The organism is Microbulbifer hainanensis (genome assembly GCF_014904735.1).
GTDB classification, from domain to species: domain Bacteria; phylum Pseudomonadota; class Gammaproteobacteria; order Pseudomonadales; family Cellvibrionaceae; genus Microbulbifer; species Microbulbifer hainanensis.
The window spans coordinates 1-26603 of the sequence record NZ_JACZCR010000007.1 but is presented as its reverse complement, the minus strand read 5'-3'; the positions used below and the strand labels follow the sequence as shown (position 1 = coordinate 26603).

27 protein-coding genes are annotated in these 26603 nt (G+C 60.2%); 9 read left to right on the top strand and 18 right to left on the bottom strand.

Translation table 11 applies throughout. From position 1 onward, the window contains the following. Nucleotides 1-60: 60 nt before the first annotated feature. The 6 genes from IG168_RS02545 to IG168_RS02520 all read right to left on the bottom strand — a co-directional run bounded on the left by IG168_RS02545 (nt 61) and on the right by IG168_RS02520 (nt 3992). Nucleotides 61-945: a hypothetical protein gene (locus IG168_RS02545; protein WP_404931984.1), complete on the bottom strand. Its 885-nt coding sequence runs from the start codon at nt 943-945 to the stop codon at nt 61-63. 19 nt (nt 946-964) lie between these two features. After that, entirely contained in the window at nt 965-1510 is a 546-nt protein-coding gene (locus IG168_RS02540) for a hypothetical protein (RefSeq protein ID WP_193161581.1), read from the bottom strand. A 94-nt stretch (nt 1511-1604) separates the two neighbouring features. Next, complete coding sequence (locus IG168_RS02535) at nt 1605-2474, bottom strand: CsgG/HfaB family protein (protein WP_193161580.1); 870 nt, start codon at nt 2472-2474, stop codon at nt 1605-1607. 65 nt (nt 2475-2539) lie between these two features. Continuing rightward, entirely contained in the window at nt 2540-2959 is a 420-nt protein-coding gene (locus IG168_RS02530; RefSeq protein WP_193161579.1) for a curli assembly protein CsgF, read from the bottom strand. Continuing rightward, the gene (locus IG168_RS02525; RefSeq protein ID WP_193161578.1) at nt 2959-3402 is read right to left on the bottom strand and encodes a CsgE family curli-type amyloid fiber assembly protein; all 444 of its coding nucleotides are present in this window, start codon (nt 3400-3402) and stop codon (nt 2959-2961) included. Before IG168_RS02525 ends, IG168_RS02530 begins: the two co-directional genes overlap by 1 nt. Then, on the bottom strand, nt 3399-3992 hold the full coding sequence (locus IG168_RS02520) for a helix-turn-helix transcriptional regulator (protein ID WP_193161577.1): 594 nt from the start codon (nt 3990-3992) through the stop codon (nt 3399-3401). Before IG168_RS02520 ends, IG168_RS02525 begins: the two co-directional genes overlap by 4 nt. Before the next feature lie 454 nt (nt 3993-4446). Between IG168_RS02520 and IG168_RS02515 the strand changes: the two genes are divergently transcribed. The 7 genes from IG168_RS02515 to IG168_RS02485 all read left to right on the top strand — a co-directional run bounded on the left by IG168_RS02515 (nt 4447) and on the right by IG168_RS02485 (nt 11288). Beyond that, entirely contained in the window at nt 4447-5091 is a 645-nt protein-coding gene (locus tag IG168_RS02515) for a TetR/AcrR family transcriptional regulator (RefSeq protein WP_193161576.1), read from the top strand. Next, complete coding sequence (locus IG168_RS02510; RefSeq protein WP_193161575.1) at nt 5081-6109, top strand: HlyD family secretion protein; 1029 nt, start codon at nt 5081-5083, stop codon at nt 6107-6109. The genes IG168_RS02515 and IG168_RS02510 overlap by 11 nt, the downstream gene beginning before the upstream one ends. Continuing rightward, nucleotides 6099-7055 carry an ABC transporter ATP-binding protein gene (locus tag IG168_RS02505; protein ID WP_193161574.1) on the top strand — a complete coding sequence of 319 codons (957 nt, stop codon included), beginning with the start codon at nt 6099-6101 and terminating at the stop codon, nt 7053-7055. The genes IG168_RS02510 and IG168_RS02505 overlap by 11 nt, the downstream gene beginning before the upstream one ends. Next, nucleotides 7052-8158: an ABC transporter permease gene (locus IG168_RS02500; RefSeq protein ID WP_193161573.1), complete on the top strand. Its 1107-nt coding sequence runs from the start codon at nt 7052-7054 to the stop codon at nt 8156-8158. Before IG168_RS02505 ends, IG168_RS02500 begins: the two co-directional genes overlap by 4 nt. A gap of 122 nt (nt 8159-8280) precedes the next feature. Next, entirely contained in the window at nt 8281-9687 is a 1407-nt protein-coding gene (locus IG168_RS02495; protein ID WP_193161572.1) for a hypothetical protein, read from the top strand. After that, complete coding sequence (locus IG168_RS02490) at nt 9687-10337, top strand: vWA domain-containing protein (protein ID WP_226876461.1); 651 nt, start codon at nt 9687-9689, stop codon at nt 10335-10337. Before IG168_RS02495 ends, IG168_RS02490 begins: the two co-directional genes overlap by 1 nt. Nucleotides 10338-10400: 63 nt before the next feature. Continuing rightward, the gene (locus tag IG168_RS02485; protein WP_193161571.1) at nt 10401-11288 is read left to right on the top strand and encodes a glycerophosphodiester phosphodiesterase; all 888 of its coding nucleotides are present in this window, start codon (nt 10401-10403) and stop codon (nt 11286-11288) included. A gap of 144 nt (nt 11289-11432) precedes the next feature. Here IG168_RS02485 and IG168_RS02480 read toward each other — a convergent pair whose 3' ends face one another. Both IG168_RS02480 and IG168_RS02475 read right to left on the bottom strand, forming a co-directional pair. Further along, the gene (locus tag IG168_RS02480) at nt 11433-14606 is read right to left on the bottom strand and encodes an efflux RND transporter permease subunit (protein WP_193161570.1); all 3174 of its coding nucleotides are present in this window, start codon (nt 14604-14606) and stop codon (nt 11433-11435) included. A 56-nt stretch (nt 14607-14662) separates the two neighbouring features. Continuing rightward, nucleotides 14663-15772, bottom strand: coding sequence for an efflux RND transporter periplasmic adaptor subunit (locus IG168_RS02475; protein WP_193161569.1), 1110 nt, complete (start codon nt 15770-15772; stop codon nt 14663-14665). A gap of 133 nt (nt 15773-15905) precedes the next feature. Between IG168_RS02475 and IG168_RS02470 the strand changes: the two genes are divergently transcribed. After that, nucleotides 15906-16544, top strand: a complete 639-nt coding sequence (locus IG168_RS02470; RefSeq protein ID WP_193161568.1) for a TetR/AcrR family transcriptional regulator — start codon at nt 15906-15908, stop codon at nt 16542-16544. A 42-nt stretch (nt 16545-16586) separates the two neighbouring features. Here the strand turns inward: IG168_RS02470 and IG168_RS02465 are convergent, their stop codons facing one another. The 5 genes from IG168_RS02465 to IG168_RS02445 form a co-directional block, all read right to left on the bottom strand. Then, nucleotides 16587-17348 (bottom strand): ABC transporter permease, encoded by a 762-nt coding sequence (locus IG168_RS02465; protein WP_193161567.1) that lies wholly within the window; start codon nt 17346-17348, stop codon nt 16587-16589. Further along, nucleotides 17345-18310: an ABC transporter ATP-binding protein gene (locus tag IG168_RS02460; RefSeq protein WP_193161566.1), complete on the bottom strand. Its 966-nt coding sequence runs from the start codon at nt 18308-18310 to the stop codon at nt 17345-17347. Before IG168_RS02460 ends, IG168_RS02465 begins: the two co-directional genes overlap by 4 nt. Before the next feature lie 147 nt (nt 18311-18457). Then, nucleotides 18458-18790: an antibiotic biosynthesis monooxygenase family protein gene (locus IG168_RS02455; protein WP_193161565.1), complete on the bottom strand. Its 333-nt coding sequence runs from the start codon at nt 18788-18790 to the stop codon at nt 18458-18460. Then, on the bottom strand, nt 18783-20054 hold the full coding sequence (locus IG168_RS02450) for an MFS transporter (RefSeq protein ID WP_193161564.1): 1272 nt from the start codon (nt 20052-20054) through the stop codon (nt 18783-18785). The genes IG168_RS02455 and IG168_RS02450 overlap by 8 nt, the downstream gene beginning before the upstream one ends. After that, nucleotides 20051-20596: an NADPH-dependent FMN reductase gene (locus IG168_RS02445; protein ID WP_193161563.1), complete on the bottom strand. Its 546-nt coding sequence runs from the start codon at nt 20594-20596 to the stop codon at nt 20051-20053. The genes IG168_RS02450 and IG168_RS02445 overlap by 4 nt, the downstream gene beginning before the upstream one ends. A 114-nt stretch (nt 20597-20710) precedes the next feature. On the opposite strand from IG168_RS02445, the gene soxR reads away from it, so the two are divergent. After that, nucleotides 20711-21184 carry a redox-sensitive transcriptional activator SoxR gene (soxR, locus tag IG168_RS02440; protein WP_193161562.1) on the top strand — a complete coding sequence of 158 codons (474 nt, stop codon included), beginning with the start codon at nt 20711-20713 and terminating at the stop codon, nt 21182-21184. 17 nt (nt 21185-21201) lie between these two features. Here soxR and IG168_RS02435 read toward each other — a convergent pair whose 3' ends face one another. The 5 genes from IG168_RS02435 to IG168_RS02415 all read right to left on the bottom strand — a co-directional run. Further along, nucleotides 21202-21507, bottom strand: a complete 306-nt coding sequence (locus IG168_RS02435; RefSeq protein WP_193161561.1) for an antibiotic biosynthesis monooxygenase family protein — start codon at nt 21505-21507, stop codon at nt 21202-21204. A gap of 66 nt (nt 21508-21573) precedes the next feature. Then, nucleotides 21574-22302, bottom strand: coding sequence for a dienelactone hydrolase family protein (locus tag IG168_RS02430; RefSeq protein WP_193161560.1), 729 nt, complete (start codon nt 22300-22302; stop codon nt 21574-21576). Between the two features lie 54 nt (nt 22303-22356). Continuing rightward, complete coding sequence (locus IG168_RS02425; protein ID WP_193161559.1) at nt 22357-22767, bottom strand: VOC family protein; 411 nt, start codon at nt 22765-22767, stop codon at nt 22357-22359. A gap of 5 nt (nt 22768-22772) precedes the next feature. Then, complete coding sequence (moeA, locus tag IG168_RS02420; protein ID WP_193161558.1) at nt 22773-24041, bottom strand: molybdopterin molybdotransferase MoeA; 1269 nt, start codon at nt 24039-24041, stop codon at nt 22773-22775. A gap of 115 nt (nt 24042-24156) precedes the next feature. Further along, nucleotides 24157-26603 (bottom strand): nitrate reductase (locus IG168_RS02415; protein ID WP_193161557.1); only part of this gene is annotated, 2447 nt, incomplete at its 5' end.

The following is a 26603-nucleotide window of genomic DNA, read 5'->3' as shown; positions in this document are numbered from 1 at the left end:
CTGGATGCTCAGGAGCGTGCAAAAAACCATGTAAAAAGGCAGAGCGGTATTTCGCGTGGTTCATTGAACAATATTGGCCGAATTGCCGCTGCCCACTTGCGTCACAATGGTGGACTGACCGTAACCACTTTGAACCACCGCTGCCTGATTGAGTCCCCCCGACTGGCTGATAACCGTCAGGTGGCTGCCCCCCATTCCGAAAGCGCCGCCCTGTATGACATCCGTTTGATTGAAGAAGCCGTCCTGCGTGATGACGGCACTGTTGTAGCCGTCCTCCTGGATGACATCGGCACTATTGGAGACGCCGGTCTGGGCGATATCTGCGTCCTGGCCATGACCCTCTTGATCTACTCTGGCGTCATTAAATGTGCCCTGCTGGCTGGTGCTGGCAAAATGCGCGTTGCCCGACTGCAGAATGATTGAATCGTTGTCAGATCCGTCCTGGCCTATATAGCCCCGTGAGGCAACGCTGGATGTTTGCGTGATGGTAGCTTCCTGTAACAGACCTCGCTGTTCGACATATCCCACGTTACCCGCGCCAAAAATCTGGCTGACCTCGGCGCTATTACTGAAACCCCGTTGGCGAATGGCTGTTTTGCTGCCGAGGGTTGTGTAATGCAGGCTGGTAGCTGTGTTGAACGTGCCGACCTGTTCAATACCGATATCGTTACTTGCCCCGTTTTGTTGTAATACCTGCGCTTCATTCAGCGCGCCATCCTGGCGTTCCAGAATTGTACTGTTGCGCTCCTCTCTCTGGCTCGCCTCGGCACTATTAAGGTAACCGGTCTGGTCCTGCTCAATACGGTCGTTGCTGGTCGCGGGGTATTCCTGTTCCGCAACAGCCTGGTTGCCGGTGCCGTCCTGGTGTTGTTCGATGGCGTTGTCGGTCGCCAGGCAAGCGCTGCCCACACAGAAAAGGGCGGAAAAGAGCAGGTACTGTGTCATTTTCACGGGTTGCTCCGGGCTAGTCATACTGGTTGACGGTAGTGGAGATGCCGGTACCTACCAGCTTGACGCTGGTATGCAGCCCGTTGCCGCTTTGATAGATGTCAACCGAGTGGATGGCGCCCACCTGTTCGACCTGGGCAGAGTTCTGGATGCCATATTGGGAAATTGCCGCCCTGTGTGCATATCCGGTTTGTTCGAGCAGGATGTAATTTTCGTAGCCAAGCTGCAGGATGGCAGCGGTATTATCCTCACCTTTCTGCCTTGCAGTGATCGCGTTTTCGCTACCCGCCTGATCCGTCACCAGAGAATTACTCCGCCCTTCTTGTAATACGGAGAGATAATTCAGCAGGCCATATTGACGCGCATCGATTTCGTTAAATACTCCCTCCTGGTAGATCAAAGCCAGGTTGGCGACGGGGCTTACTACATTGAGATCCAACTCGCTGCCGGTGGCGAGTTCGGAGGTGCTGTCCAGGTCAGCGGAGTAGGCGGGATTGATTGCGGCCAGGGTAAATACCAGCGCCAGTACGGCACGCATTGTGAAGGGAGTAACTCTGCTCATCCCGGGTTAGACCTCATTGCAGACTCTTGTAGTGTCCGGTTTCCAATCAAATGCCGTCCTTTGCGTTATCTAATGCGGCGCTGTTGGCGTTTGCTTACATGATTGTTGTGCTTTCGTTCAGGTAATACTGCAGAACCGGGTTGTTGATATCATCCGGGTTTTTCAGAGCCCAGGAATTGTTCACGATCCCTTCGCCGATAAGGTGTATGACGGCGGACTCCATTGCCGACAGTGCCGCCAGTTGCGCGGGTTCATTGGTGGTCATGCCGGTTTCCAGTTCCAGCAGGCGGCGAAATCTTACAAATCGATAGACGCCTGTGGTTATTTCCTTGGAATAGACTGTTTTCGACGTCAGTACAGAGTGCAGTACTCTGCCGCTGCGAATATCAATTGCGCGCAGGTTGACCGTGATCTGGTCAACCCGGTACTGATTGGCAATGCCAATACCAAAATAGCGGGCGCCGGCCCCGCCAGTGCGAATGTTGGAGTCGTAGGCGACGATACCTCCCTCAAGCAGTACATTGGCTGCCATCAGTGACGGCAGGTAGCCACTATTCTGATTTTCTGCATCCGATTTCTGCTGCCCTGCACGGATGATTTTTCGTTCCGTCAGCAGGTCCTGCAGGCCTTCGCGCTCAACGGGAATAAACCAACCGGACTTGTTCAGGACGTCCATCAGCATGGAGGCGCCACCCTGGGTGATGGCTGTAGAGAAACTGCTGGCGGGCGCGGGTTTGTACTGGCCGGTCTGGTCGCGAAAATTATAGACGGCCGCGGGGATTTTTCCTTTGGGTTGCGGCAGATTCAGCAGGTCTACGAAAGTGTTCGTTCTGGGTGTCAGTTTTGCGTCTTGCACTCCAGGACCAAATAGGGCATCACTCGTGGTTTTCATCAGCGAGCAGCCACTGAGCGTGGTTGAAAGTGCCAATATCGGCAAAAGCAGCCGATTGATTGTAATACGCATTGCACATCTCTCCTGCAGAGGATTGCGGTTATTAAACTTTTTAAAGCGCTGACGGTATTGCTGAATCAGTTGGTCGGGTTTAATCCGCTTACAACAATTTCACTGGTATCTCCGGTGCTGCGGTCAGTGACCAGGACGGTGAGGACGCCATCGTTATCGACGATCTGTACAAGGAAATCGTCGGTAATCAGTTCGCCGCTATTGCCATTGCCGACATCCGTCAATAACTGGTTGAGGAGTCGTGTTTCCAAAGAGTCTGTAAAGCGACTCAGGGCGCTGGGTTGTTCATACAGATCTTGTGGTTTGTTGGGGTCTTCGTGGGTGTCCTGTGCCTGAGCATTGGAAAGCAGGTAGCTGCCGTTCAGGGGGTTGCCGCCAAAGTTGGGGTTGATCGGCTGGTAAACGAGCTCTGTTGCGGATGCGATACCGCCGACGAGGGGGAGTATGGGAGAGAGAATGATCCCTGTTAACTTTGCTGTTTTCATTAGAATTCATCCTTGCCTAAATCATGGTGGTCAGTGAGTGCCTGACGTATTTTTTCCTGTAGCACTATTTCGTGAATTCGTTGTGAGGCTTCTTCGGCCAGGGTGTGTACGTTATTGGTGCCGGGCCTGATGAAACGGCGAAAAACTGTTTTGTTGTTGTAGGTTACCCAGATCAGATTACCCCAGCGTGCAGAAGGCCGTTCACGAATGGTGAGGTTGTATCTGCTGTCCGGATAGTGCAGGTTCCGGTACTCGCTCATAAAGCGGGCGAAGTCGTGCCCGGTTCGCGTAATCGTCTGGTCGACATTGAAGCCGCTGATTTCATCCTCGATTTTTCCGTCGTTACTTTCCAGGGGGGTATCTTCAATAGCGTCGTGGTCGGATGGATCCTGGGCCAATACCGGCGTTACCACTAGCAGCCAGGTTAGAATCAGGCGTTTCATATCCGCTCGGCCTGCAGGTGCAACTTTGCCCAGTTGCTGGCCTGTAACCGGTTCTTGACGCCAATTTTTCTGAAAATGTTGTACATATGGTTTTTAACGGTGTGCTCACTGAGGTGGAGTCGCGAAGCGATAACGCTGTTGGGCTCCCCGGACGTCAATTCGCTCAGGATCTCCTGCTCACGTCGAGTCAGTAGCAGGCCATTGGTTAACTTGTCATTGGCATCGCGTTCGGCATTTTGAAGGGCAGCACCTAACTTCCTGATCAGATGTTCCTGGTTGGCAGACGCGTCACACACCAGGCGCAGTTTCTGCTGCTTGAGTTGGTCGGCAACATGCGCGGGCAGGTCAGGCGGGTAATTGATCAGAAGGATCTTGGGGTGATGGAGATTTTTTAGCTGGTTGAGCAGGTTGCCAGGTTCTAAATTAATCGAAATCTGCCAGCAGTCGATGACGATCGCTTGATAATGCTGCAGGCAGTGGCGCTGTTTACTGATTTCAGCCTTTTCCCAATCAAACGATAGCGCGTCGGAAATCAGGGAATATAAAAGATCGCCGTGCAGGCCGGAATTACTAAAAAACAAAATCGGCATATGCCTCTCTGTGCCCCCTTTGCGCATCGCTTTCCGTGCTGTCTATATATTTCTGAGGCGCGTGAAATAAAACTGCGTATTTCTGTCGTTTGGATACTCGGATTTAATGAAGCTACTTCTCCCAGTGCCAAAGTTTTGGTGGCGCCGTTACTCGAAAAATATAGGTTAAATGACTCAGTGAGTGAGAAGTTAGTTTGGAGTGTAGACCCTGTTGGCGCGATTGCTAGAGAGATAAAGTGCCAGTTACCAATATTGGTGCGGCGCGGGAAAGTGCTTTTTTTCGAGGGGAGGGCAGATGTGAAATTAAATGCATTTTCGGTGCACTAGATCGGGTGGGTGGCGAAGTTAGGGTTTCTGAAACAATGACGGATGCAAATAAATGGTTTCGTGACTTGTAATTAATTTAAAAATTAATTAAATTTCTGTTATCTGTGGCTAACCCGGTTAACTGACTATGTCCCGCAGGCGTTCCCCCGGCCGTCCGGGTCGCGATTCCGAGGACTTGCGTTGCACCCTGATCGATGCTGCGCTGACCTGCTATACCCGCGAGGGTGTTGCCGCAACCTCTATAAAGGCCATTGCCGCGGAAGCGGGCGTCACGCCTGCGTTGCTGCACTACTACTTTGGCAGCCGGGATCAACTGCGGCAGGCGGTTATCGACGACCGCATTCTGCCGCTAATACAGGCTGTTCAGGAAAAGGTTCACGGCGCCGGCGAGGACGTCGCGGCACTGATTGGTGCATTTATGGACGCGATGAATGCCGCGGTGACGGCAAATCCCTGGTGGCCGGCGCTGTGGGTGCGCGAGGTTCTGTGCGAAGGTGGGGCCCTGCGCGAAGTCCTGATCGAAAAAGTGGGGCGGACATTTCTGCAAGCATTTGTACAGCGTTTTGCAGCGGCACAACAGCGGGGCGAGCTCAATGGCGCGCTGGACCCGCGTCTATTGCTGGTCTCGTTGTTGGGGCTTACGTTATTTCCCGCGGCCGGCGCGGCTGTTTGGCGGAAGTTGCTGGATGCGGATGATCTCGGTCCTGCCGAGCAGCAAAAGCATACCGCGGCTCTGCTGGAGCGGGGACTGGAGCTGCGCCATGGATTGTAATCAATTTGCCCGCCTGTTTTTTCACCGCGGCTTCCTGCTGCTTGCCCTGCTGCTCCTGTCCGCCTGCCAGCCTAAGCCGGAGCGCGCACTCGGTACGCTCGAGTGGGATCGCATCGCGTTGCCCGCGCCGGCCGCGGAGAAAATAGTCTCAATTGACGTGCGCGAAGGTGAGCGGGTCAAAGCCGGGCAGACATTGTTACAACTGGATGAAAGCCGCACCCGCGCGCAGTTGGCTGCGGCGCGCGCATCCGCGGAACGCAATGCCGCATTACTGGATGAGCTGCGCAAAGGGCCGCGCAGCGAAGAGATCGACCGGGCGCGGGCGAGCCTGAAGGCGGCGCGCGCCGATGCCAAAGACGCACGCGACAATTACCGCCGCCTGAGCGCGCTCGGCGATAAGGATTTTATTTCCCAGGCTGATATCGACCGGGCCAAGGCCGCTGCCGATTCCACCGACGCGCAGGTGGCCTCCGCCGAGGCCGCGCTGCTGGAACTGGAGCGGGGTACCCGCAGTGAGGAAATTGCCCAGGGCGAGGCGGCACTGGCGCAGGCGCGCGCCGATGCCGAAGCGCAGGCTGTCCTGTTACAGAAGCTCAACGTTCAGGCGCCCCGCAACGGCTTGGTGGATAACCTGCCCTACAAACTCGGTGATGAGGCACCGGTGGGGGGACCACTGGCGATCATGCTGGTGGGCGACACACCCTATGCGCGGGTGTATATCCCCGAGCCGATGCGTGCGGATATACAGGTTGGGGATTCTGCGCAGGTTTACGTTCAGGGTACGAATCAATCCTATACCGGACAGGTGCGGATGATCCGCAGCGATCCGAGTTTTACCCCTTACTTCGCCCTCACTGGCGACGACGTGGCTCGACTCAGTTACCTGGCGGAAATCCAGCTGGGGGAGGATGCGGTCGATTTGCCCGCTGGACTGCCGGTGCACGCGGATTTCACCTTGCCTGCGAATGCCCAGCGTGAAATTTCTGCCGCCTTTCTGGTGAGCGCCAATGACCGCTGACGACAACATCGCGATCCGCGCACGGGGACTCACCAAGGTCTTCGGCAACCTGCGCGCGGTCGACGACGTCGACCTCACCGTCGAGCACCGCCAGGTCTACGGATTTCTCGGCCCCAACGGTTCGGGCAAGTCCACCAGCATCCGCATGCTGTGCGGCCTGCTGACGCCGACCAGCGGTGAGATTGAAGTGCTCGGCCTGCGTATTCCCGACGAGGCGGAAACCCTGCGTCAGCGCATCGGCTACATGACCCAGCAATTTTCCCTGTTTACGGATCTCACCGTGCGCGAGAACCTGGAGTTTCTCGCCGCCGTGCAGAACCTCTCGCGGCGGCGCACCGCCGAGCGCGTCGATGAACTGCTGGAGGAATACCATTTTACCGGGCGCGCCGACCAGTTGGCGGGCACCATGAGCGGCGGCCAGAGACAGCGTCTGGCGCTGGCTGGCAGTGTGATACACAACCCGGAACTGTTGTTTCTCGATGAGCCCACCAGTGCCGTGGATCCGGAATCGCGGCGGGATTTCTGGGAAAAGCTGTTTGAGCTGGCGGACGCCGGCACGACGATCCTGGTGTCGTCCCACTATATGGACGAGGCGGAGCGCTGCCACCGGTTGGCAATTCTCGACAAGGGGCGGCTGGTGGCAGACGGCAGTCCGGCGGAACTTACCGGTGCGCTGGAGCACCGTACGCTGGAAGTCAGCGCTGCGCGGCCACGCAGTGCGAAGAAAGTCATCGTGGGTGTCGAAGGTGTGCTCAGCGCCGCGCAAATCGGCAACAGCCTGCGGGTGCTGTGCACAGATACCGAAGGCTGTGCCGGGCGCGTGGAGGCGGCGCTGGCGGCGGCATCGGTCGACGCCAAAGTGGCCCAGACGCCACCCAACCTCGAGGATGTTTTTGTCGCGGTCACCAACCGCCAGGACACTGAGCAAGACCGGGAGGCTTCGTGAACTGGCGTCGCCTGTGGGCCATTGTCATCAAGGAATTGCGTCAGATCCGCCGCGACCGCGTGACCCTGGCAATGATCGCCGGCATTCCGATCATGCAGCTGGCCCTGTTCGGCTACGCGATCAACCTGAACCTGCGCCACCTGCCAGCGGCCATCGCCGACGAGGCTCTGACCAGTGGGTCTCGCCAGGTTGTGATGGACATGCTGGCCACCGGCGTGATCGAACCGGTGGCCGATGCGCGCAGCCCGCAGGAACTGATGACCATGTTGCGCCGCGGTGAAATCAGCGTGGGTGTGGCCATACCCCAGGACTTTGAGCGGCGCTTGGCCTCCGGGGAGGAGGCGGTGCAGATACTTGTCGACGGAAGCGATACGGTGGTGCAGAGTGCCGCCGGGCAGCTGGCGCAAATGCCGCTGACCTATACGCCCGGCGATCCCCGGGCGTCTTCGGTACCGCTGCCGACGCGGCCCATCAGCGTCGTGAGCTTTTATAATCCGCAGCGGGTCTCGGCAATCAATATCGTTCCCGGTCTGATCGGTATCATCCTGACCATGACCATGGTGATGTTCACCGCCGTCGCCATTGTGCGCGAACGGGAGCGGGGCAACATGGAGTTGCTGATTGCGACACCGCTCAGCAGTGCGGAACTGATGATCGGCAAGGTGCTGCCCTACGGGATCATCGGCCTGGTCCAGACCAGCCTGATCCTGCTGCTGGGTATGTTGTTGTTCAGTGTGCCCATCCGCGGCAGTGTTTTCGATGTCTACTGGGCAGCAATCCTGCTGATTCTCGCCAATCTCAGCATGGGCCTGTTGATATCCACCCGCGCCCAGTCCCAGTTCCAGGCGATGCAGATGACGTTTTTCGTGTTCCTGCCGTCGGTCCTGTTGTCGGGCTTCATGTTTCCGTTCGACGGGATGCCCCGACCGGCACAGTGGATCGCCGAAATACTGCCGTTGACCCACTTTCTGCGCCTGATCCGCGGCGTGATGCTGCGCGGAGCCGGGCTGTTCGAGCTCTGGCATGAACTGCTGGCGCTGGTGGGCTTTATTGCATTGATGATGACTCTGGCCATCTTGCGATTCCGCAAAAGTCTCGATTGATGCTCCTAAATGGTACAATCGCGCCAGTTCAATTCCGGCGGAAGTGTGAACTTGTGGACGATTGTGTTGCCTTCTGCTGTTACGATGGATAAATAGCCGAATAATACCGAGGAGGCGACAACGTGACAGGACTTCTGGATAGCTTGCCGCTCTGGCTGTGGTTTGTGCTGGGGCTGGTGGCGTTGTTTGTTGCGCGCAAGCCGGTGCACCAGGGCATTTTCTCCCTGGCCCGTTTCTTTCACCAGTCCCTGCGTCTGGGCGCCAATGCGGTGGCCAGCGCCGAGCAGCGGCTGCAGCAGCGCAATCGTGAAGTGCTGCTGGCTCTGGGGCGCGAAGCGGCGGAGCGTCATGTGGAGCGCGAATTCGACCGTATCGAAGGCACCATGAAGAAGGAGCTGGCGCAGTATCCCACGCTGCACCGCCACCTGTGCGAACAGTTGACGGCGATCGACGAAGATTACGTCCGCAGCGCCGAGGTGCCGCCGGAGCCCACCAACTGGGCCAAGGCGATCAAGGCGGTGGCGGATATCCCTGCCAAGCAGGACCCGGTGGTCGGCGATGTGCTGGAAACCATCCACCACTCCATGCGCAAGGCAGAATCCAAGGCGCTGGAGGCCTACCGCGAATCCGCCCGCGAACGCCACCAGTTGCTCAAGCGCATGATGCCCCACTGGCGCTCTATGCTGGTCACCCTGGGGCAGGTCAACAAGAATGTCGAATCCGTCATCCGCCGTGCCAAAGTGCTCGACGGCCATATGGCGCGCTACGAGGAAATCCATGAGGGCAGCGACCGCGCCCAGCGGATGCTGTCTTCTTCCTCGCTGAGCCAGTTCTTTATCGCCGCTGTCGTGCTCGCGGTTGCGGTCGGCGGGGCGCTGATCAATTTCCATCTGATTGCGCGGCCGATGACTGAAATGGTTGGCGGCACCAGCTATATCGGCAGTTTCAAGGTGGCGAATATTTCCGCGCTGGTGATCATTCTGGTAGAGATCACCATGGGGCTGTTCGTCATGGAGTGCCTGCGTATCACGCGCCTGTTTCCGGTGATCAGTGCGCTCAACGACAAGCTGCGCATGCGCATGATGTGGGCCGCTTTCGCGCTGCTGTTCTTCCTCGCTTCCATCGAGGCGGGGCTGGCCTTTATGCGCGAGATCCTGATGCAGGAAGACCTGGCGGTGAGTGCGCAGTTGCGCGGCGGCGATGTGGCTGCCGCAACCAGCGGCGTCTACTGGATCACCACTGCAGCACAGATGGGCATGGGCTTTATCCTGCCGTTTGCGCTGACGTTCGTGGCCATTCCGCTGGAAAACTTCATCGCCTCGGCGCGCACCGTGATCGGCGTGCTGACGGCCTTCCTGTTGCGCGTCCTGTCTGTCACCCTGCGGTTGTGCGGCACGGCGGCACTGCGCCTCGGCGCAATGTTTGTGCGCCTGTACGATATCGTGATCTTCTTTCCGCTGTGGCTGGAAAACAAATTCCTCGACTGGCGGGCCAGTGCGTCGGCGTCGAGCGGTGCGGAGAAAGCCTGATGAAGAATGTTTACCGAATGCTGATCGCCTCAGCCTGCGCCCTGTTGCTGGGTGGCTGTGGGGAACCGGTGGCGCGCAACCAGGGCGTCTATATGCTGATCGATACTTCGGGCACCTACACTCAGGAGCTGGACAAGGCGCAGCAGGTGATCAACTACACCCTGGCCAAAATGAACCCGGGCGATACCTTTGCCGTGGCCAGTATCAATACCGGCAGTTTCAGCGAAAAAAACATCAAAGCCAAAGTCACCTTTGACGACCGGCCCAGTGTGACCAACAAGCAGAAGCGGGTGTTCCAGCAGGAGATCCAGCAATTCGTCGACGACACCAAGCCCGCGGCCTATACGGATATTACCGGTGGCTTGCTGCAGGCGGTGGAATACCTGAATGAGAAGCATCCGGGCACCAAGACAATCCTGATCTTTTCCGACCTCAAGGAAGAAATCAAAAAGGGTTACAACCGCGATGTGCCGCTGCAGCTGGATGGCTTCAACCTGGTAGCGTTGAATGTGACCAAGCTGCGCAGTGACAATATCGATCCGAATGAATACATCGATCGGCTCGACCAGTGGCAGAAGCGGGTAGAGCAGAGCGGTGGCCACTGGCGCGTGGTCAACGACCTGGAGCGTCTCGAGAAAATCCTGCCCTGACGGTAATCTGCAGGTGCCCACCCGGGTGCCTGCGGGCTACGACCAATCCAATTCGGGTAACCCATGAACTGGTTGCTGCTTTTCGTATTAACAACCTTTCTGCTGTGGCGCTATGCCACGGCGCGCCCGGCGCCGCCGTGCGCCCTTTCCCTGCCGCAAAAACCGGAGCCGCTGGTTATCTCCCACGGCGATGAGGCCGGCAATGGTCTCTATCCGGGCAATACCCTGCATTATCTACAGGAAATGGTCGCCCTCGGTGTCGATGCCCTGGAGTTTGACCTGAATCTCACCGCCGACGGCCAGCTGATATTGATGCACGATGGTTTCGTGGACCGCACTACCGAGGGGAGCGGCGCGATTCAGGAAAAGACGTTGGAAGAGTTACGCGGGCTGAACCCGGGGTATCACTGGGGCGGCAGTGACGGCTCCTTTCCTTACCGCGACGCGCCACTGCAAATCTCTACCGTCGATGAGGTCTTTGCGGCGCTGCCGGATACTCCCATGATCATCGAACTGAAGAACGATGATCCCCGTGCGGCGGAAGCGCTGTGCCGCAGCGTGCAGGATGCAGGGGCGACTTCGCGGGTGATCGTTTCCTCGTTCCACCGGGGGGTAATTGCCGAGTTCCGCCGCCTGTGTCCGGATGTCGCCACCGGTGCCACCATGCCGGAAGCCCTGCTGTTTTTTGTGGCGCAGCTATTCGGCGCCGAGCGCTTGCTGAGTCCCGCCTACCAGACCATGCAGCTGCCGATTCACTTCCACGGTATCCGCGTTTACACACCGCGCTTCGTGCGCGCGGCGCGCAACTGCAATCTGCATATTTCGGTCTGGACTGTCGATGATGAGGTGGAAATGCAGCGCCATATCGACCTCGGACTGGACGGTATCGTGACAAACCGCCCGGACAGGCTGCTGTCTCTGTTGGATGAAAACCTGCGCGGAGCTGGCTGACCCCCGCCGAGTCAAATAGCAATACCCGCGAACCTCCAATTGGACCAACCCAAGTTTTGCCAACCGTGTTTCGGTCTTTCGTGCCGGCGCCGCGCGATATTTAATTCGCGCGGCTCCGCTCCGGTGAGTGATGCACTCAGGTTGTTAAGAGGCAGGGTCCGTAGAGCGAGACAGTTTGCGGCTCACGGAGCGACTGGCCCCGAGCAGGCGTGCGCGCAATTGCGCAAAACCTGGCGCGAAGCCCTGCGGTGACTCCTGATCCGTGACCTCGTCTTCACGCACACGGTACCAGGCAGCATAGAGTGCCGGCAGGAACAGTAGAGTGAGTGCGGTGGCAACGATCAGTCCGCCCATAATGGCCACGGCCATGGGGCCGAAGAAGTCGCTACGCGATAGTGGAATCATTGCCAACACTGCGGTCAGCGCGGTGAGTGCAATCGGGCGGAAGCGCCGTACGGTGGATTCCACAATCGCATCCCAGCGGCTCAGGCCCTGGCTGATATCCTGTTGTATCTGGTCGACCAGAATCACCGAATTGCGCATGATCATGCCCGCGAGAGCGATGGTGCCGAGCATGGCGACAAACCCGAATGGCTGGCGGAACACCAGCAGAAATACCGTCACACCGATAATGCCCAGCGGTGCGGTCAGGAAGACCATCGCCGACAGGGAAAAGCTGCGCAGCTGCAGCATCAACAGCGTCAGTACCACCAGCAGGAACAGCGGCATACCGGCGTTGACCGACTGCTGGCCACGGGCCGATTCCTCCACGCTGCCGCCGATCGCCAGCAGATAGCCGGGCGGCAACTGGCTGCGGATCTGCTGCAGGTGCGGCCATATTTCGTTGACCACTGTGGAGGGCTGCTGCTCGCCGTAAATGTCCGCGCGCACGGTCACCGTCGGCAGGCGGTTGCGATGCCAGATCACACCCTCCTCGAAACCGTACTCCAGTGTGGCCACCTGGTTGAGCGGAACACTGCGACCGCTGGCGGTCTGTACCGACAGGTTGCCGAGCTGGCCGAGTGCGTGGCGTTCGCGCTCGTCGCCGCGCACCTGCACATCGATCAGCTCGTTATCCTCGCGGTACTGGCTGACAGTGACGCCGGAAAGCGAACTGCGCAGGGCGCGCGACAGATCCGCCGAGGTGACACCGAGGGCGCGGGCGCGGGCCTGGTCCACATTCAGGTGTACCGTCTTGCTGGGCTCTTCCCAGTCCAGGTGCACGTTGGCCACTGCCGGGTTTTCACGTACCTTGTCCGCCACAGTGCGGGCCAGTTTGCGCACTTCAGGAATGTATTCGCCGGAAACGCGGAACTGCACCGGATAGCCCACCGGCGGCCCGTTTTCCAGCCGCGAGATACGAGTGCGGACCGTGGGGAATTGCTCGCGCATGGTTTTGATCAGCCAGCTGCGCACCTGCTCGCGCTCTTCGATGCTGCGTGTCTGCAGCACGAACTGGGCGAAACTCGCCGCCGGCAGCTGCTGGTCGAGGGGCAGGTAAAAACGCGGCGAGCCGGTGCCGACATAGGCGACATAGTTTTCCACCTGTTGATTGTGCGAAAGCAGTTCCTCCAGACGCTTGGCCTGGAACTCGGTGGCTTTCAGCGATGCCCCTTCATTGAGCTTCAGGTCGACCATCAGCTCCAGGCGCCCGGACGACGGGAAAAACTGCTGCGGCACGAAGCGGAACAGGATCAGCGAGCCGATAAATACCGCCAGGGTCAGGGCAATGACCGACTTGCGGTGCCGCAGGCACCAGAGCACCACGCTGCGGAAGCGCCGGTAAAAGGGTTTGGCATAGGGATCGTGCACGGTGCCGCTGTCGTCGCGGCGGGCCAGGCTGGGCAGCAGTTTGCTGCCCAGGTAGGGCACAAAGACCACCGCGGCGACCCAGGATGCCAGCAGGGATAGGGTGACCACCTGGAAAATAGAGCGGGTGTATTCACCGGTGCCGGACTGTGCCGTGGCGATGGGCAGGAAACCGGCGGCGGTGATCAGGGTGCCGGTCAGCATCGGAAAGGCCGTGCTGGTCCAGGCGAAGCCGGCTGCCTTGAGGCGACTGAGGCCCTGCTCCATTTTGATTGCCATCATTTCCACGGCGATGATGGCGTCGTCTACCATCAGCCCGAGTGCCAGCACCAACGCGCCCAGCGAAATCTTGTGCAGGCCGATATCGAAGTAATGCATCAGTGCGAAAGTCATCGCCAGCACCAGCGGAATGGACAGCGCCACCACCAGGCCGGTGCGCACGCCGAGAGAGAAAAAACTGACCAGCAGTACGATGGCCAGGGCTTCCGCCAGGACCTTGAGGAATTCCCCCACACCGCGCTGCACCGCTGCGGGCTGGTCGGAAACCTTGTTTAGCTCCAGTCCGAGGGGCAGGTCCTGTTGCAGCTCGGCGAAGGTGGCATCGAGGTGTTTGCCCAGTGCGAGTATGTCGCCGCCTTTTTTCATCGATACCGCGATGCCGATGGCATCCTCTCCCATAAAGCGCATGCGCGGCTGCGGAGGGTTGCTGAAGCCGCGGTGCACTTCGGCAATGTCGCCGAGCTGCTGGGTGCGTCCGTTGACGCTGATGGGGAAATGGCGGATTTCGTCTACGGAGCGGAACTGGCCGCTGACACGAATGCGCACGCGATCACTGGGTGTCTCCACAAAGCCGGCATCGGCAACACTGTTCTGCGCCTGCAGTGCGTTCAACACGGCGGACATGGGCAGCCCCAGCGAAGCGAGCTTGGTATTGGAAATATCGACCCAGATTTTTTCATCCTGCAGGCCGATCAATTCCACCTTGCCCACGTCGGGTACCCGCTGCAGTGCCAGCTGCAGGCGTTCGGCATAGTCCTTTTTCAGGGCGTAATCGAACCCGGAACCGGTCAGTGCGTAGATGTTGCCGAAGGTGGTGCCGAACTCATCATTGAACAACGGACCCTGGATATCCGGTGGCAGTGTGTGGCGGATATCGCCGACTTTCTTGCGCACCTGGTACCAGAGATCGGGGATTTTGCTGGAGTGCATATCGTCGCGGGCGACAAACATCACCTGGGACTGGCCGGGGCGGGAAAACGACATGATGCGGGCATAGTCGCCGGTCTCCATCAGCTTCTTTTCCACCCGTTCGGTAATCTGGCGGGAAACCTCTTCGGCACTGGCGCCGGGCCACAGGGTGTTGACGACCATCACCTTGAAGGTAAACGGCGGATCCTCGCTCTGACCGAGCTGGGTATAGGAAACGGCGCCCAGCAGGCCGAGCACAATCATTGCGTAGAGCACCAGCGTGCGGTTTTTCAGGGCCCACTCGGAGAGATTGAAACGCATGGGGTTAATTCCTGGCTGTATGGCGCGAATTCCGGTTCGCGCGAAATCGTCGCGGTTTATTGTTGCTGTGCTAATTCGATTTCAATCGGGCGGTTCATCCTGTCCACCGGCCGCACTTGCTGGCCGTCCTGAACCAGCTGGGTGCCGGCGGCGACGACCCAGTTGTCCGGTTGCAAGCCGCCCAGTACCGGCACGCTGTCCTCGCCATAGGGGCCGACGGTCACCGGGGTGCGGTGCAGCGTGAATGTTTCCGGATCCAGCACCCACACGTAGGGCTGGCCGTCGTCGGCTGTCACCGCAGACAGCGGCAGCGACAGTACGTTGTCCGGCCTGGTGCCGTTGACGAATACCCGGGCGCTCTGTCCCAGTTCCGCGCCGACCTTGGCATTGTCGAACGCCACCCGCGCCTCGAAAGTGCGGGACGTGGGGTCGGCGGCGGGTGAGAGTTCGCGAATTCGGGCGGGGAAGGGCTCCCCGGGGCGCGACCAGAGTTCCACTGCGAGTGTCTGGCCGACACGAAAGCGCTCGATATCCTGTTCGGGCAGGTCGATGCGCACTTCGCGGTCGCCGTCTGCCGCCAGCGCGAAGACTGCCTGGCCTGCGGCTACCACCTGACCGGCCTCGGCGAGGCGCTGGGCGATGACGCCGTCCTGTGGTGCCTTCAGTACCGCGTAACCGGCCTGGTTGCGGGCGACATCGAATTGCGCGCTGGCCTGTTTCAACTGTGCCGCGCTGGCGTCGAAGCGGCTTTCCACGGCATCGAACTGGGATGCGCTGACCAGCTGGCGCTGGAGCAGTGCCCGGTAACGCTCCAGCTCGCTGCTGGCCAGGCGGTGTTCCGCCTGCGCGGAAGCGAGGCGCGCCTGCGCGCTGTCCAGCTGCAGGCGCAGGTCATCGGCGTCGAGTTCCGCCAGCGCCTGACCGCTTTTAACCCGGTCGCCAACGTCAACCAGGCGCCGGCTGATCTTGCCGCCGATGCGGAAAGCCAGGGCCGGCTCGTAGCGGGCGCGAATTTCGCCGGGATAGACTTCCTGTAGATTTCCCGCTCGCTGCGGCTGCACCATGACTGCCGGGCGCGGCTTCGCGACGTCGGGGGCCTCGGAGGGGGAGCAGGCGGAGAGTGTCAGGCAGAGCGGCAGTGCCGCGAGTAGTAGCGATCGGTACATGAATAGACCTCGTCCCTGTGGTGGTGGCCATGTTGCTGGCGGCTGGTTTAAACGGGCGCCAGCAGGGCCGACAATGCTATACTGGTCAGTATAGTAATTTTATTAAACTCGCCAGTCCAGTATATGGAGCCTTATGTCTGAACAATCTTCAGTGGTCGCCGCGCGGGGCCGCCCCAAGGATCCGGCCAAGCGCCAGGCCATTCTCGATGCGGCCAAGGATCTGTTCCTGTCCCAGGGATTTGCGGGTACCAGCATGGATGCGGTGGCCGCTGAGGCCGGCGTGTCCAAGCTCACGGTGTACAGCCACTTTTCCGACAAGGAGACGCTGTTCTTCAGCGCCGTCGAGTCCAAGTGTGAAAACCTGATGCCGATGCCGATGTTCACCCTCGCCGAGGGCGATTCGCTGGAGGAGATGCTGAATCGCATCGGTGTGGCCTTCCTGGGCATGATCGATGGCGAGGATTCAGTGCGGCTGCTGCGCGTTATGTGCGCCATGGCCGCCCAGGACGAAGCAATGACGCGGCTCTTTTACGAGGCCGGCCCTCAGCGCACCCTCAATGGAATGACCCGCTTCCTGAGTCGTGCCGCGGAGCTGGGGTTGCTGCGGCTGGACGACCCCACCGGGGCGGCGGAGTTTTTCTTTGGCATGCTGCAGGGGGGCTGCCGGCATATCCAGGTATTGATCGGCTGTTGTGAGGCGCCCGGTGAAGAGGAAAAGCGCGAGCGCGTTGCCGAGGCCGCGCGGTTATTCATGCGGGCTTACAGCCCCTGAGCCGCGTATGCCCACACACGCGGCTCAGGGGCTGTAGTTCTACTAGGTCTTGATGCGGTAACCGGTGCGGAAAATCCACCAGATTGCCAGCATGCACAGCAGCAGGAATAGCAGTGTCATTCCCAGGCTGATCCCCACATTGACGTCGGCCATCCCGAAGAAAGCCCAGCGGAAACCGCTGATCAGGTAGACCACCGGGTTGAACAGCGTGAGCTTCTGCCAGAACTCCGGCAGCATGTTGATGGAATAGAAGGCTCCGCCGAGAAAGGTCAGCGGGGTGATCACCATCAGCGGTATTATCTGCAGTTTCTGGAAGTCGTCCGCCCAGATGCCGATGATGAAGCCGAACATGCTGAAGGTCAGTGCCGTCAGAACCAGGAAACCCAGCATCCAAAATGGGTGCAGTATCTCGTAATCGACGAAAAAGCGCGCGGTTACCAGGATCAGCAGGCCGAGGATGAGAGACTTGGTTGCCGCCGCCCCGACATAACCGGCAACGACTTCAAAGGCCGATACCGGCGCGGACAGGACCTCGTAGATGGTGCCGGAAAATTTCGGGAAGAAAATGCCAAAAGAGGCATTGGAGATACTTTCGCTCAGCAGCGACAGCATGATCAGCCCCGGGATGATAAAGGCCCCGTAACTGACACCGTCGATATCCCCCATGCGCGAGCCGATAGCGGCGCCGAAGACGATAAAGTACAGGGAGGTCGACAGTACCGGCGAGGCGATGCTCTGCATCAGCGTGCGCCAGGTGCGTGCCATTTCAAACTTGTAGATGGCGCGAATTCCGTACCAGTTCATTCCTGCGTCTCCTTGGTTAGGGATTCGGCTTTTTCCTCGCGCGCCCCTCGCACGAGGCCGACAAAGATTTCCTCCAGCGAGCTTTCCCTGGTGTGCAGGTCGCGGAATTCGATATTGGCAGTGTTGAGACGGCGCAACAGCTCGGCGATGCCGGTGTCACTGCTCTTGATATCGAAGCGGTAAACCAGCTGGGTGCCGTCCTCGCTCAGGGACAGCGGCAGGTCCGACAGGGACTCGGGTACGCGGTCCAGCGCCGCCGGTAGCTGCAGGCTCAGTTCCTTTTCGCCCATTTTCTGCATCAGCGAGTGTTTGTCGTCCACCAGTACCAGTTCACCGCGGTTGATGACGCCGATACGGTCGGCCATCTCCTCGGCCTCCTCGATGTAATGGGTGGTGAGGATGATGGTCACGCCGGACTCGCGCAGTCCGCGCACCATTTCCCACATGTCCTTGCGCAGCTCCACATCGACGCCCGCGGTTGGTTCGTCGAGGAACAGAATGCCGGGTTCATGCGACAGGGCCTTGGCGATCATGACCCGGCGCTTCATACCGCCGGACAGCGCCATGATCCTGCTGTCTTTCTTTTCCCACAGTGACAGCTGGCGCAGCAGCTTTTCGATGTAGGCCGGATTCGGTGCTTTGCCGAACAGGCCGCGGCTGAAATTGACGGTCGCCCACACACTCTCGAAGGAATCGGTGGCGAGTTCCTGGGGCACCAGGCCGATTGCGCTGCGCGCGGCGCGAAAATCGCGAATGATGTCGTGCCCCGCGGCGGTCACGCTGCCGCCGGTGGGGTTGACGATGCCGCAGATAATGCTGATCAGTGTGGTTTTACCGGCGCCGTTGGGGCCCAGCAGGGCGAAAATCTCCCCGCGCCGAATATCCAGGTCAACGTTTTTTAATGCGGTAAAACCTCCGGCGTAGGTCTTACCGAGCCCCCTGACGGAAATGATCGGTTCCACTTTGTCTCCTTCGTCCAGTTCACTTTTCCCTACTCGCTAGTCGTTCACCGGCCTTCCAATTCGACAGCGGCACGTCGCCGAATTGGCTGATCGAACCGGATGTAAGGAGGCGGCGGCTTCAGTCTGCGGATCGTAGTTGTATCAGTTTTACAGGCTTTTGTAGTTGCCTAATTCTGCCTGAATACCAAGCTTTGCCATCAGCGCCTGTGCGTTGAAACCCGAAATGCGGTGCTGTTCCGCAACTTTTGTGCGGGCGGCTTCAATGGCTTGCTGGTCGCGCCACTCCACCAGTGTCGCCAGCGTGAAGCTGCCGCTGTCGCGGGGGCTCTCCAGGAGGAAGTCCTGGACAAAGCCCGGCTGCTCGCGAAGCAGGGAGTGTGTCTCCTGCACGCGGCGGATGAATTCGTCGTGTGCGGCTGTTGGTACTACAAATCTGTCCAGCCGGTATACGCGGGTATTTGGCGTCTGTGTGTCATTCATAACGGGGCCCTCGTGGTGAATTGTCCGGAATTTCCGGAGTTTGGAGAATTGCTTTGGTGGGTGTTCTTGGCCGCCGGTGCACGGCCAGTATAACGGCAGCTATCAGCAGCAAAATAATGCCCGCGGATGCAAAGCAGTCGGCAAGTCCGAAGTGGTCCGCCCATGGCTGACTGGCCAGTGGCGACAGAAACTGGCCGAAAAAAATACTGGTGGTCAGCGCTCCGGCGGCGCGCCCGCGTACGGATGGGGGAGAGAGGCCGAGCACAGTGCTGACCAGGTGCGGCATCATCGATCCCATGCCGAGACCGAAAAGGCACAGGGCCAGGAACAGGCTGCCGTAGCCGGTGGCGGAGGAGATCAGCAGCTGTCCCAGTCCCATCAGGGTGAAGCTGAACACGAAAACTCCGCTTGCTCCGAGCCGCGGACGGATGCGCCGGTAAACCAGCAGCGCGCTGACCGCACTCGCCAGGTTGCCGAAGCCGATGGCGAGGCCGGCGCGGCTGGGCTGGTCGATGCCCAACTCCCGCAGCAGGAAGGGCAACTGTGTCGGGATCAGGAAGAACGACAGGCTGTTGATCAATGCCGCGGCCAGCGCGGCGCCGAGCAATAGGCCGCTGCGGCGTGTCAGCGGTCCGGCATTGCCGGTGGCGCCGCTGGCAATGTCACCAGGCGATCCGGGTTCGCGCAGGTACAGCAGTACGGCGGGCAGCAGTCCAAGGGCCAGCGCGTAGATCGCAAAGGGCGCGCGCCAGTGCCAGTCCGCCAGCAGGCCGCCGCCGATCAGGAAGACAACGCCGCCGAAACTGGTGAATGCCGCCTGCTGGCCCAGGAATTTCTCCCGGCGTGCGCCGCGATAGTAGTCCCCCGCCAGAGCGGTCACCGAGACCATGGTGCCGGCCACGGCGATACCCAGCAGGGCGCGGCCTGCGAGCAGGCCCGGCAGCCCGTTCTGAAACATGCCGGAAGACCCGGCAACCGCATACAGTGCTACCGAGGCCAGCAACAGGGGCAAACGTCCCCAGCGGTCCGCGGCGAAACCCGCCGCGGGGGCGCCCAGCGCTATGAACAGCGCTGGCAGTGTCAGCACCAGGCGGATGAGCAATTCGCTGTGGCGGCTGTCGGCAAAGTGCGCCTGCAGCGCGGGCAGGGATGGCGCGATGGTGGCGCCGGACATGACCGTCAGCGCCGCCAGGCACAGGAGTGTCGCGCGGGTCGGTAGTGCCTCGAATCCGGGCAGCGTCCCGGGCGCTGCGGTGACGCTCATGCGTAAACCTCGCCATACGGATGGCAGTTGCGGGCTTCGCGCAGGGCGGTGGCCCACCAGTGCAGGTGCGCGAGCAGGCGACGCATGGAGCGTTCTGCGCGCTCCGGCGCACGCAGGTTGCCGCTGTCATCGAACTGCTCCCAGGCACTGATAAAACTGACGCTGTCGCGCAGGGTTACCGCCTGCAATTCAGCGAATACCTGTCGCAGCTGCTCCACGGCACGGATGCCGCCGGACAAGCCGCCGTAACTGACAAAAGCCACCGGTTTTGCCTGCCATTCCACCTTGGCGGAGTCGATCAGCGCCTTCAATGGCGCTGGATAGCCGTGGTTGTATTCCGGGGTGGCGACGACAAACGCATCTGCCCGGGCCAGTCGCTGGCGCAGTGTGCTCTCGTCGATTGCGTTGGCCGGATCGATCAGGTCGAGCCGGAAGTCGGTCTGGTTTTCCAGTTGCGCTGCCGTCCAGTTGACGATGGTGTCGCACAGCCGGCCGCTGCGGGTACTGCCGTAAATGATGGCCACTTGGATCCTGCTATCCATGTTGTGTTCTCCGGGGTTGTCAGCAAACGCCGGGCAGTGTAAAAGCTCAAGTAAACTTTAGGTCAATGGCTTCGGGCGATTGATTATCGCTATTGGAGAAGGTGGAAAATGGCAATGAAACAGCGGGCAGGCACTGTCGGCGGTGGGCTCGGCCGTGAGCTGAGCGTCGGCGAAGTTGCAGAACGCAGTGGCGTGGCGGTGTCGGCGCTGCATTTTTACGAGAGCAAAGGGCTGATCAGCAGCTGGCGGACTGGCGGCAACCAGCGGCGCTATGCGCGCGATGTGTTGCGGCGGCTGGGGATCATCAAGGTGGCACAGAACACCGGTATCCCCCTGGCCGAAATCAAGGCCGCACTCGATACACTGCCGGACGGGCGCACGCCGAACAAGAAAGACTGGGCGCGGTTGTCCGCGCGCTGGCGGGAGGACCTGGATGCGCGTATCGCCCAGCTGACCAGGCTGCGCGATCGCCTCGAGGGCTGTATCGGCTGCGGTTGCCTGTCGATGGAGAACTGCCCGCTACGCAATCCCGGTGACCAGGCCGGGGAGCACGGCAGTGGACCCCGTTACCTGGAACCACAGTCGTGATTCGACGGGCAGTGTGACTAAAGGCGGTTGCCCTCCAGCAGCAGCTCGTAGTGCTCGACTTCGGGAAAGGGATCGTAAAAGTGGTGCAGCAGCGCTTTCCACTCCAGGTAGGCGGCCGACTGGCGAAATCCCCGGGTATGATCCTCGAGGGTTTCCCACTGCACCAATAACAGATAGCGCCGTTCTTTTTCCACGCACTTCTGCAGCTGGTGGGAAATGTAGCCGGGCATGGCGGCAATGATTTGTTGTGCCCGGGCGAAGGCCTGCTCGAAGGCGCTCGCCTCGCCGGCCTTAACATCCAGTAGCGCGACTTCCAGAACCAAGTGAATCTCCCTTTCCCGTAAAATACCGCTGGCGATACCGGCCAGCGCCGGTACCGCCGCGCCATTTCATTCGCTAAAAATTTTCTGGTAAAAGGACAGGGCCCCGCGCAGTGCATCGTTCGCCGCCGCCTCGTTGTAGGCGAGGGGAATACTGAACTTTTCTCCCCTGCCGGTGGCGGCGGGGTTGGTGAATCCGTGCTTTACGCCGGGGTAGCTGGTCAGTTCGAATTTCACTGCCGCTTTCTGCATTTCCTCGACAAATGCGGCCACCTGTTCCGCCGGAATCATATCGTCGGCACCGCCGGTATAGACCTGGATTTCGGCCTTGATCGATCCAGGCTCCACTTTGATGTCACTGCTCAGTGTGCCGTGGAAAGAAACGACGCCCTTGAGGTCGATACCCAGCCGCGCCATATTCAGGGCAACGGCACCGCCGAAACAGTAGCCCTGTGCAGCGATGCGTTCTGCATCCACCGTTTCATGCTGCTGCAGCCATTCCATTGCAGTGCGAAATCGCTGCTCGATGGCGCCGGGGTTTTCCAGGGCGGTGTTCATCATCGCGGCGGCGTCGGTGGGATTATCCGCCTGCTTGCCGGTGCCGAACAGATCGAGTGCAAATGCGGTATAGCCGGCGGCGGCCAGTTTGTCGGCCTCCTTGCGGATAAAATCACAGTGACCCCACCACTCGTGAATGACCAGAATGCCCGGGCGCTTGCCGCTGACACTGTCGTCGTAGGTAACGTAACCGGTAAAGGAATCGCCATTGACCGAATATTCGACCGTTTCGCTGTGCACAAAAACCTCCTGACGGGAATGTTGCTGTGAGTGGAGGATAGACTGATTTGGAAATCAGCTATCCCAGGGAGAACCCTTCAGTTCTACCACGTTGTTTTCTGGATCGGCGAGATAGAGCGAGGGACCTTCCCCCTCGGCGCCGTAGCGGGATTCCACCTGGCCGGGATCGATGCCTTTGTCGCGCAGATAGGTAATGATGAAATCGGCGTCAAACGGTTCGACGCGCAAACAGAAGTGATCCAGGTTGCGCCCCTCCTTGCCCGGTGCGGCACCACCAGCGCGGCCCAGTTTCTGGTTCACCGGCACCAGGTCAATCAGGCTGCTGCCGGCGCGCAACTGGTACAGGCCGATATCCCGCTGCTCCCGCTCGAGTGTGCAGCCGAGCACATCGATGTAAAAATCCAGCATCGCCTGCAGGTCGATGACGCGCAGGACAATGTGATCGATCTGTTGAATCCGGAACACGCTGTTTATACCAGCGGTTTTTGGAAAGGTTCAATGGTCACCCAGTCGCCGGTGTCGCAGTTGCCACCGTCCCGCGGCAGCACAATAAAACAGTTGGCCTGGGAAAACCCGGACAGGATATGACTGCCCTGGAGTCCAGTGCTCTCGACAACCTGCAGGCCGTCACCGTCGCGATAGGTGAAACCGCGCTGGTAGTCGGTGCGGCCGGGCACCTTGCGAATCGGGTTGAGCAGTCGCGCACGGCTCTGGAAGTTCGCCGCGCGCTGCGTGTCGTCGACACCGCGAACTTTTTCCAGTACCGGCAGGACCAGCTGATAGAGGGTAACCAGCGCTGATACTGGATTGCCGGGCAGACCGAAAAACAGCGCTTCGCCTGCGTTGCCGCTTTCATCGCGGGGCAGGCGGCCGAAGGCAAAGGGTTTGCCGGGTTTGATGGCCAGGCGCCACATTTCCAGCTGGCCGAGTTCTTCCAGCACGCGGCGGGTGAAGTCCGCTTCGCCCACGGAGACACCACCACTGGTGATCACGATATCGGCGCTTTCCCGCGCGCGGATAAAGGCCGCGCGAATGGCCTCCGGATCATCGGGCAGGCAGCCCAGGTCGACGATGTCGAAGTCGAGCTGGGTCAGCGCGGCTTTTAATGCGATACGGTTACTGTCGTAAATATCACCGGTTTTAAGCTCTGTCGCCGGAGTATTCAGCGGCCGCAGCTCGTCACCCACCGACAGCAGTGCTGCACGCAGTTTGCGTACCGTTGTCACCCGCTCGATGCCGGCAGCGGCAAGCAGGGCAATATCCGTTATGCGGATCAGCCGACCCGGTTCGAGCAACGACTGCCCGGCGCGCACATCTTCGCCGCGGCGACGGATATGTTCACCGGCCGCCGGAAGCTGTTGCAGGGTCAGTGTCTCGCCCTGGAGTGCAGTGTTTTCCTGCATTACCACCCGGTCTGCGCCCTCGGGCAGCGGAGCTCCGGTAGTGATGCGGATACACTCGCCGGGACCGATGGCGCCGGCGTAGGGATGCCCGGCGAGGCTTTTGCCCACCAGGGTGAATGTCTCGCACTCGCCGCACAGGGCGTAACCGTCCATCGCCGAATTGTCACAGGGCGGCAGGTCAAGTTGCGCCCGCACCGGCTCCGCCAGTACACGACCACAGGCATTTTCCAGCGGCAGGATTTCCGTTTCCCGCAGGGGCGTCACCGCCTCCAGCAACTGCGAGCGCGCGCGTTCGACAGGGAGCAGGCCTGGCTGATGGCAGACATCGATATTCATAGGGATCCGGGCTATTCAGTGGTTGATGGTTTCGACCTTAGCGCGATCGGCGAAAAAATAAAATCGGATCAGTGGAAGATTCCATCTGGCGGGTCGCTGGCAAGCCTTGCCCGGGTCAGGCGACGCTCCGGATCTGAGTGCGCAAGATTGAGGCAATCTCCGGTTTGCAGGACCCGCAGTTGGTGCCACAGCCGAGTTCTGCGCCGAGCGCTTCGACGGAGTCGGCGCCGGCGACAATGGCGGATTCGATCTGCTGCCGCGAAACCTGCATACAGCTGCAGACCACCGGGGCCGATGCTGTCATTGTCTGCAGCAGTTGCGCAGGATTCTGCGGCAGCGGTGTCGCCAGCCACTGCTCCAGCGCACGGCGATCCGGTAGTTGTTTCCAGTCGCGCACGCAGAACAGCAGCAGTTGCAGGGTGTCGTCGTGTACCAGCCAGCGCTCGGCATCGGACAGCTGCAACTGTCGCCAGTGCAGCCCGTTTACGCTATCGCCGAGCAACAGCTCAACCAGTGAGCGGCAGTCCGGCGCCTCTGCCAGTGCCAGTTCGTAGCGGTAGCCGTTTTCACAGGGCACGCGATACCAGTGCACCAGTGCCTCGATTCTGGCCAGGGTCTTTTGCAGCGCCGGTGCGGTTGCCGCCGGGCAGATCAGGCAAAGGTAACTGTGTACCTTCAGCGGCTGCAGTTGCACGGCGATCTGCTTGAATTCCGGCTGTCCCGAGTGGGGGTCGATCACGGCTTCTGCCAGGGCGCTGACCCGGCTGTCGCCGGCGAGGCTCTCACTCCAGTGAATCGGCGCAAACACTTCGCCGACTTTCTGCGTAGCGGTGAGCCTGGCGCGACCGCGCATACGACCGCGAGGGTTGCGGACCTGAACCAGCTGGCCGTCGTCGATCCCAAAGCGGGCGCCGTCGGCGGGGTGTATCTGCAGTTCCGGCAGTTCGCTGTGATCGAGCAGCTGGCGCGCGCGGCCGGTGCGGGTCATGGTGTGCCACTGGTCGCGCATGCGGCCGCTGTTGAGCCACAGTGGGTATTTGGGGGTGCGCAGTTGTTCCGGTGCACGGGGTTCGATCGGCACGAAACGGGCGCGGCCGCTGTCGGTGAAGAATTTTCCATCGCTAAACAAGCGCTGGCTACCTTCAAGTTTGGCCTGGTTGACCGGCCACTGCAGCGGCGCCAGCTGATCGTACTGGCGCTCGCTGAGGTCGGCCAGCGCCGAAATGTCGAAAGCGCGCCGGCCACCATTTTCGAAACCGGACAGGGCGGCGTGCTCGCGGAATATCTCCACCGGATGGGAATAGGCGAACTGTTCGGCATAGCCGAGGCGCGCGGCCAGGTCGCAGACAATCTGCCAGTCGTGGCGGGCTTCGCCGGGCGCGGCCAGGAATCCGCGCTGCCGGGAAATACGGCGCTCGGAATTGGTGACGGTGCCGTTCTTTTCACTCCAGGTGGTCGCCGGCAACAGCAGGTCCGCGCAGCGCGCGGTATCGGTATCGGCGACGCAGTCAGATACAACGACCAGCGGGCACTTTCGCAGTGCGCGCGCGACCCGTTCGGCATCCGGCATGCTGACAGCCGGGTTGGTGGCCATGATCCACACCGCCTTGATGTCGCCGCGCTCGATCGCCTGAAATAACTCCACGGCTTTCCGTCCCGGTTGGCGCGCGACCCGATCCGACTGCCAGAACCGGCCGACGCGCTCGATATCCTCCGGGCGGAATTCCATATGGGCGGCGAGCATGTTGGCGAGACCGCCCACTTCGCGCCCGCCCATGGCATTGGGTTGACCGGTGATCGAAAAGGGACCACAGCCGGGCTTGCCGATGCGGCCGGTGGCCAGGTGGCAATTGATGATGGCATTGTTCTTGTCGGTACCGCTGCTGGACTGGTTGATGCCCTGCGAGTAAAAACTGACGGTCTTCGGGGTGCGTGCAAACAGCGCGTAGAATTTTTCCAGCTGTAGTTCGTCGATACTACAGGCCTGTGCAGTCTGTGCCAGTGTCCAGTCCCGCGCGGCGATGATTGCCTCGGCAAAGTTCTCTGTGTGTCGCTCGATAAAGGCGTTGTCGAGATGGTCGCGCTCCAACAGGTAATTGAGCAGGCCGTTGAACAGGGCCGCATCACTGCCCGGGCTGATGGCCAGGTGCAGGTCGGCCATTTCACTGGTAGCGCTGGCGCGGGGATCGATGACCACCAGGCGGGTACCGGCAGACTGCATGCGCTGGAACAGGATCGGGTGCGTCCAGGCCGCATTGGACCCGATCAGTACTACCAGGTCCGCCTGTTCCAGGTCCTCATAGCAGCAGGGCACGGCGTCGGCGCCGAGCGCGCGTTTGTAGGCGGCGACGGCAGACGACATGCACAGGCGCGAATTGGTATCCACGTTGCCGCTGCCGATAAACCCTTTCATCAGCTTGTTGGCGACATAGTAGTCCTCGGTCAGCAGCTGTCCTGAAAGGTAAAACGCCACTGAGTCGGGACCGTGCTCGGCGATGGTCTGTGCAAAGCGCTCGGCCATATGGGTCATGGCCGTGTCCCAGTCGCAATCCACACCGTGCA

What these genes read in the sequence shown, in the direction of transcription:
- IG168_RS02545 (WP_404931984.1), bottom strand. Translation starts at nt 945, where the DNA reads ATGACACAGTACCTGCTCTTTTCCGCCCTTTTCTGTGTGGGCAGCGCT.
- IG168_RS02540 (WP_193161581.1), bottom strand. Translation starts at nt 1,510, where the DNA reads ATGAGCAGAGTTACTCCCTTCACAATGCGTGCCGTACTGGCGCTGGTA.
- IG168_RS02535 (WP_193161580.1), bottom strand. Translation starts at nt 2,474, where the DNA reads ATGCGTATTACAATCAATCGGCTGCTTTTGCCGATATTGGCACTTTCA.
- IG168_RS02530 (WP_193161579.1), bottom strand. Translation starts at nt 2,959, where the DNA reads ATGAAAACAGCAAAGTTAACAGGGATCATTCTCTCTCCCATACTCCCC.
- IG168_RS02525 (WP_193161578.1), bottom strand. Translation starts at nt 3,402, where the DNA reads ATGAAACGCCTGATTCTAACCTGGCTGCTAGTGGTAACGCCGGTATTG.
- IG168_RS02520 (WP_193161577.1), bottom strand. Translation starts at nt 3,992, where the DNA reads ATGCCGATTTTGTTTTTTAGTAATTCCGGCCTGCACGGCGATCTTTTA.
- IG168_RS02515 (WP_193161576.1), top strand. Translation starts at nt 4,447, where the DNA reads ATGTCCCGCAGGCGTTCCCCCGGCCGTCCGGGTCGCGATTCCGAGGAC.
- IG168_RS02510 (WP_193161575.1), top strand. Translation starts at nt 5,081, where the DNA reads ATGGATTGTAATCAATTTGCCCGCCTGTTTTTTCACCGCGGCTTCCTG.
- IG168_RS02505 (WP_193161574.1), top strand. Translation starts at nt 6,099, where the DNA reads ATGACCGCTGACGACAACATCGCGATCCGCGCACGGGGACTCACCAAG.
- IG168_RS02490 (WP_226876461.1), top strand. Translation starts at nt 9,687, where the DNA reads ATGAAGAATGTTTACCGAATGCTGATCGCCTCAGCCTGCGCCCTGTTG.
- IG168_RS02485 (WP_193161571.1), top strand. Translation starts at nt 10,401, where the DNA reads ATGAACTGGTTGCTGCTTTTCGTATTAACAACCTTTCTGCTGTGGCGC.
- IG168_RS02480 (WP_193161570.1), bottom strand. Translation starts at nt 14,606, where the DNA reads ATGCGTTTCAATCTCTCCGAGTGGGCCCTGAAAAACCGCACGCTGGTG.
- IG168_RS02475 (WP_193161569.1), bottom strand. Translation starts at nt 15,772, where the DNA reads ATGTACCGATCGCTACTACTCGCGGCACTGCCGCTCTGCCTGACACTC.
- IG168_RS02470 (WP_193161568.1), top strand. Translation starts at nt 15,906, where the DNA reads ATGTCTGAACAATCTTCAGTGGTCGCCGCGCGGGGCCGCCCCAAGGAT.
- IG168_RS02465 (WP_193161567.1), bottom strand. Translation starts at nt 17,348, where the DNA reads ATGAACTGGTACGGAATTCGCGCCATCTACAAGTTTGAAATGGCACGC.
- IG168_RS02455 (WP_193161565.1), bottom strand. Translation starts at nt 18,790, where the DNA reads ATGAATGACACACAGACGCCAAATACCCGCGTATACCGGCTGGACAGA.
- IG168_RS02450 (WP_193161564.1), bottom strand. Translation starts at nt 20,054, where the DNA reads ATGAGCGTCACCGCAGCGCCCGGGACGCTGCCCGGATTCGAGGCACTA.
- IG168_RS02445 (WP_193161563.1), bottom strand. Translation starts at nt 20,596, where the DNA reads ATGGATAGCAGGATCCAAGTGGCCATCATTTACGGCAGTACCCGCAGC.
- soxR (WP_193161562.1), top strand. Translation starts at nt 20,711, where the DNA reads ATGAAACAGCGGGCAGGCACTGTCGGCGGTGGGCTCGGCCGTGAGCTG.
- moeA (WP_193161558.1), bottom strand. Translation starts at nt 24,041, where the DNA reads ATGAATATCGATGTCTGCCATCAGCCAGGCCTGCTCCCTGTCGAACGC.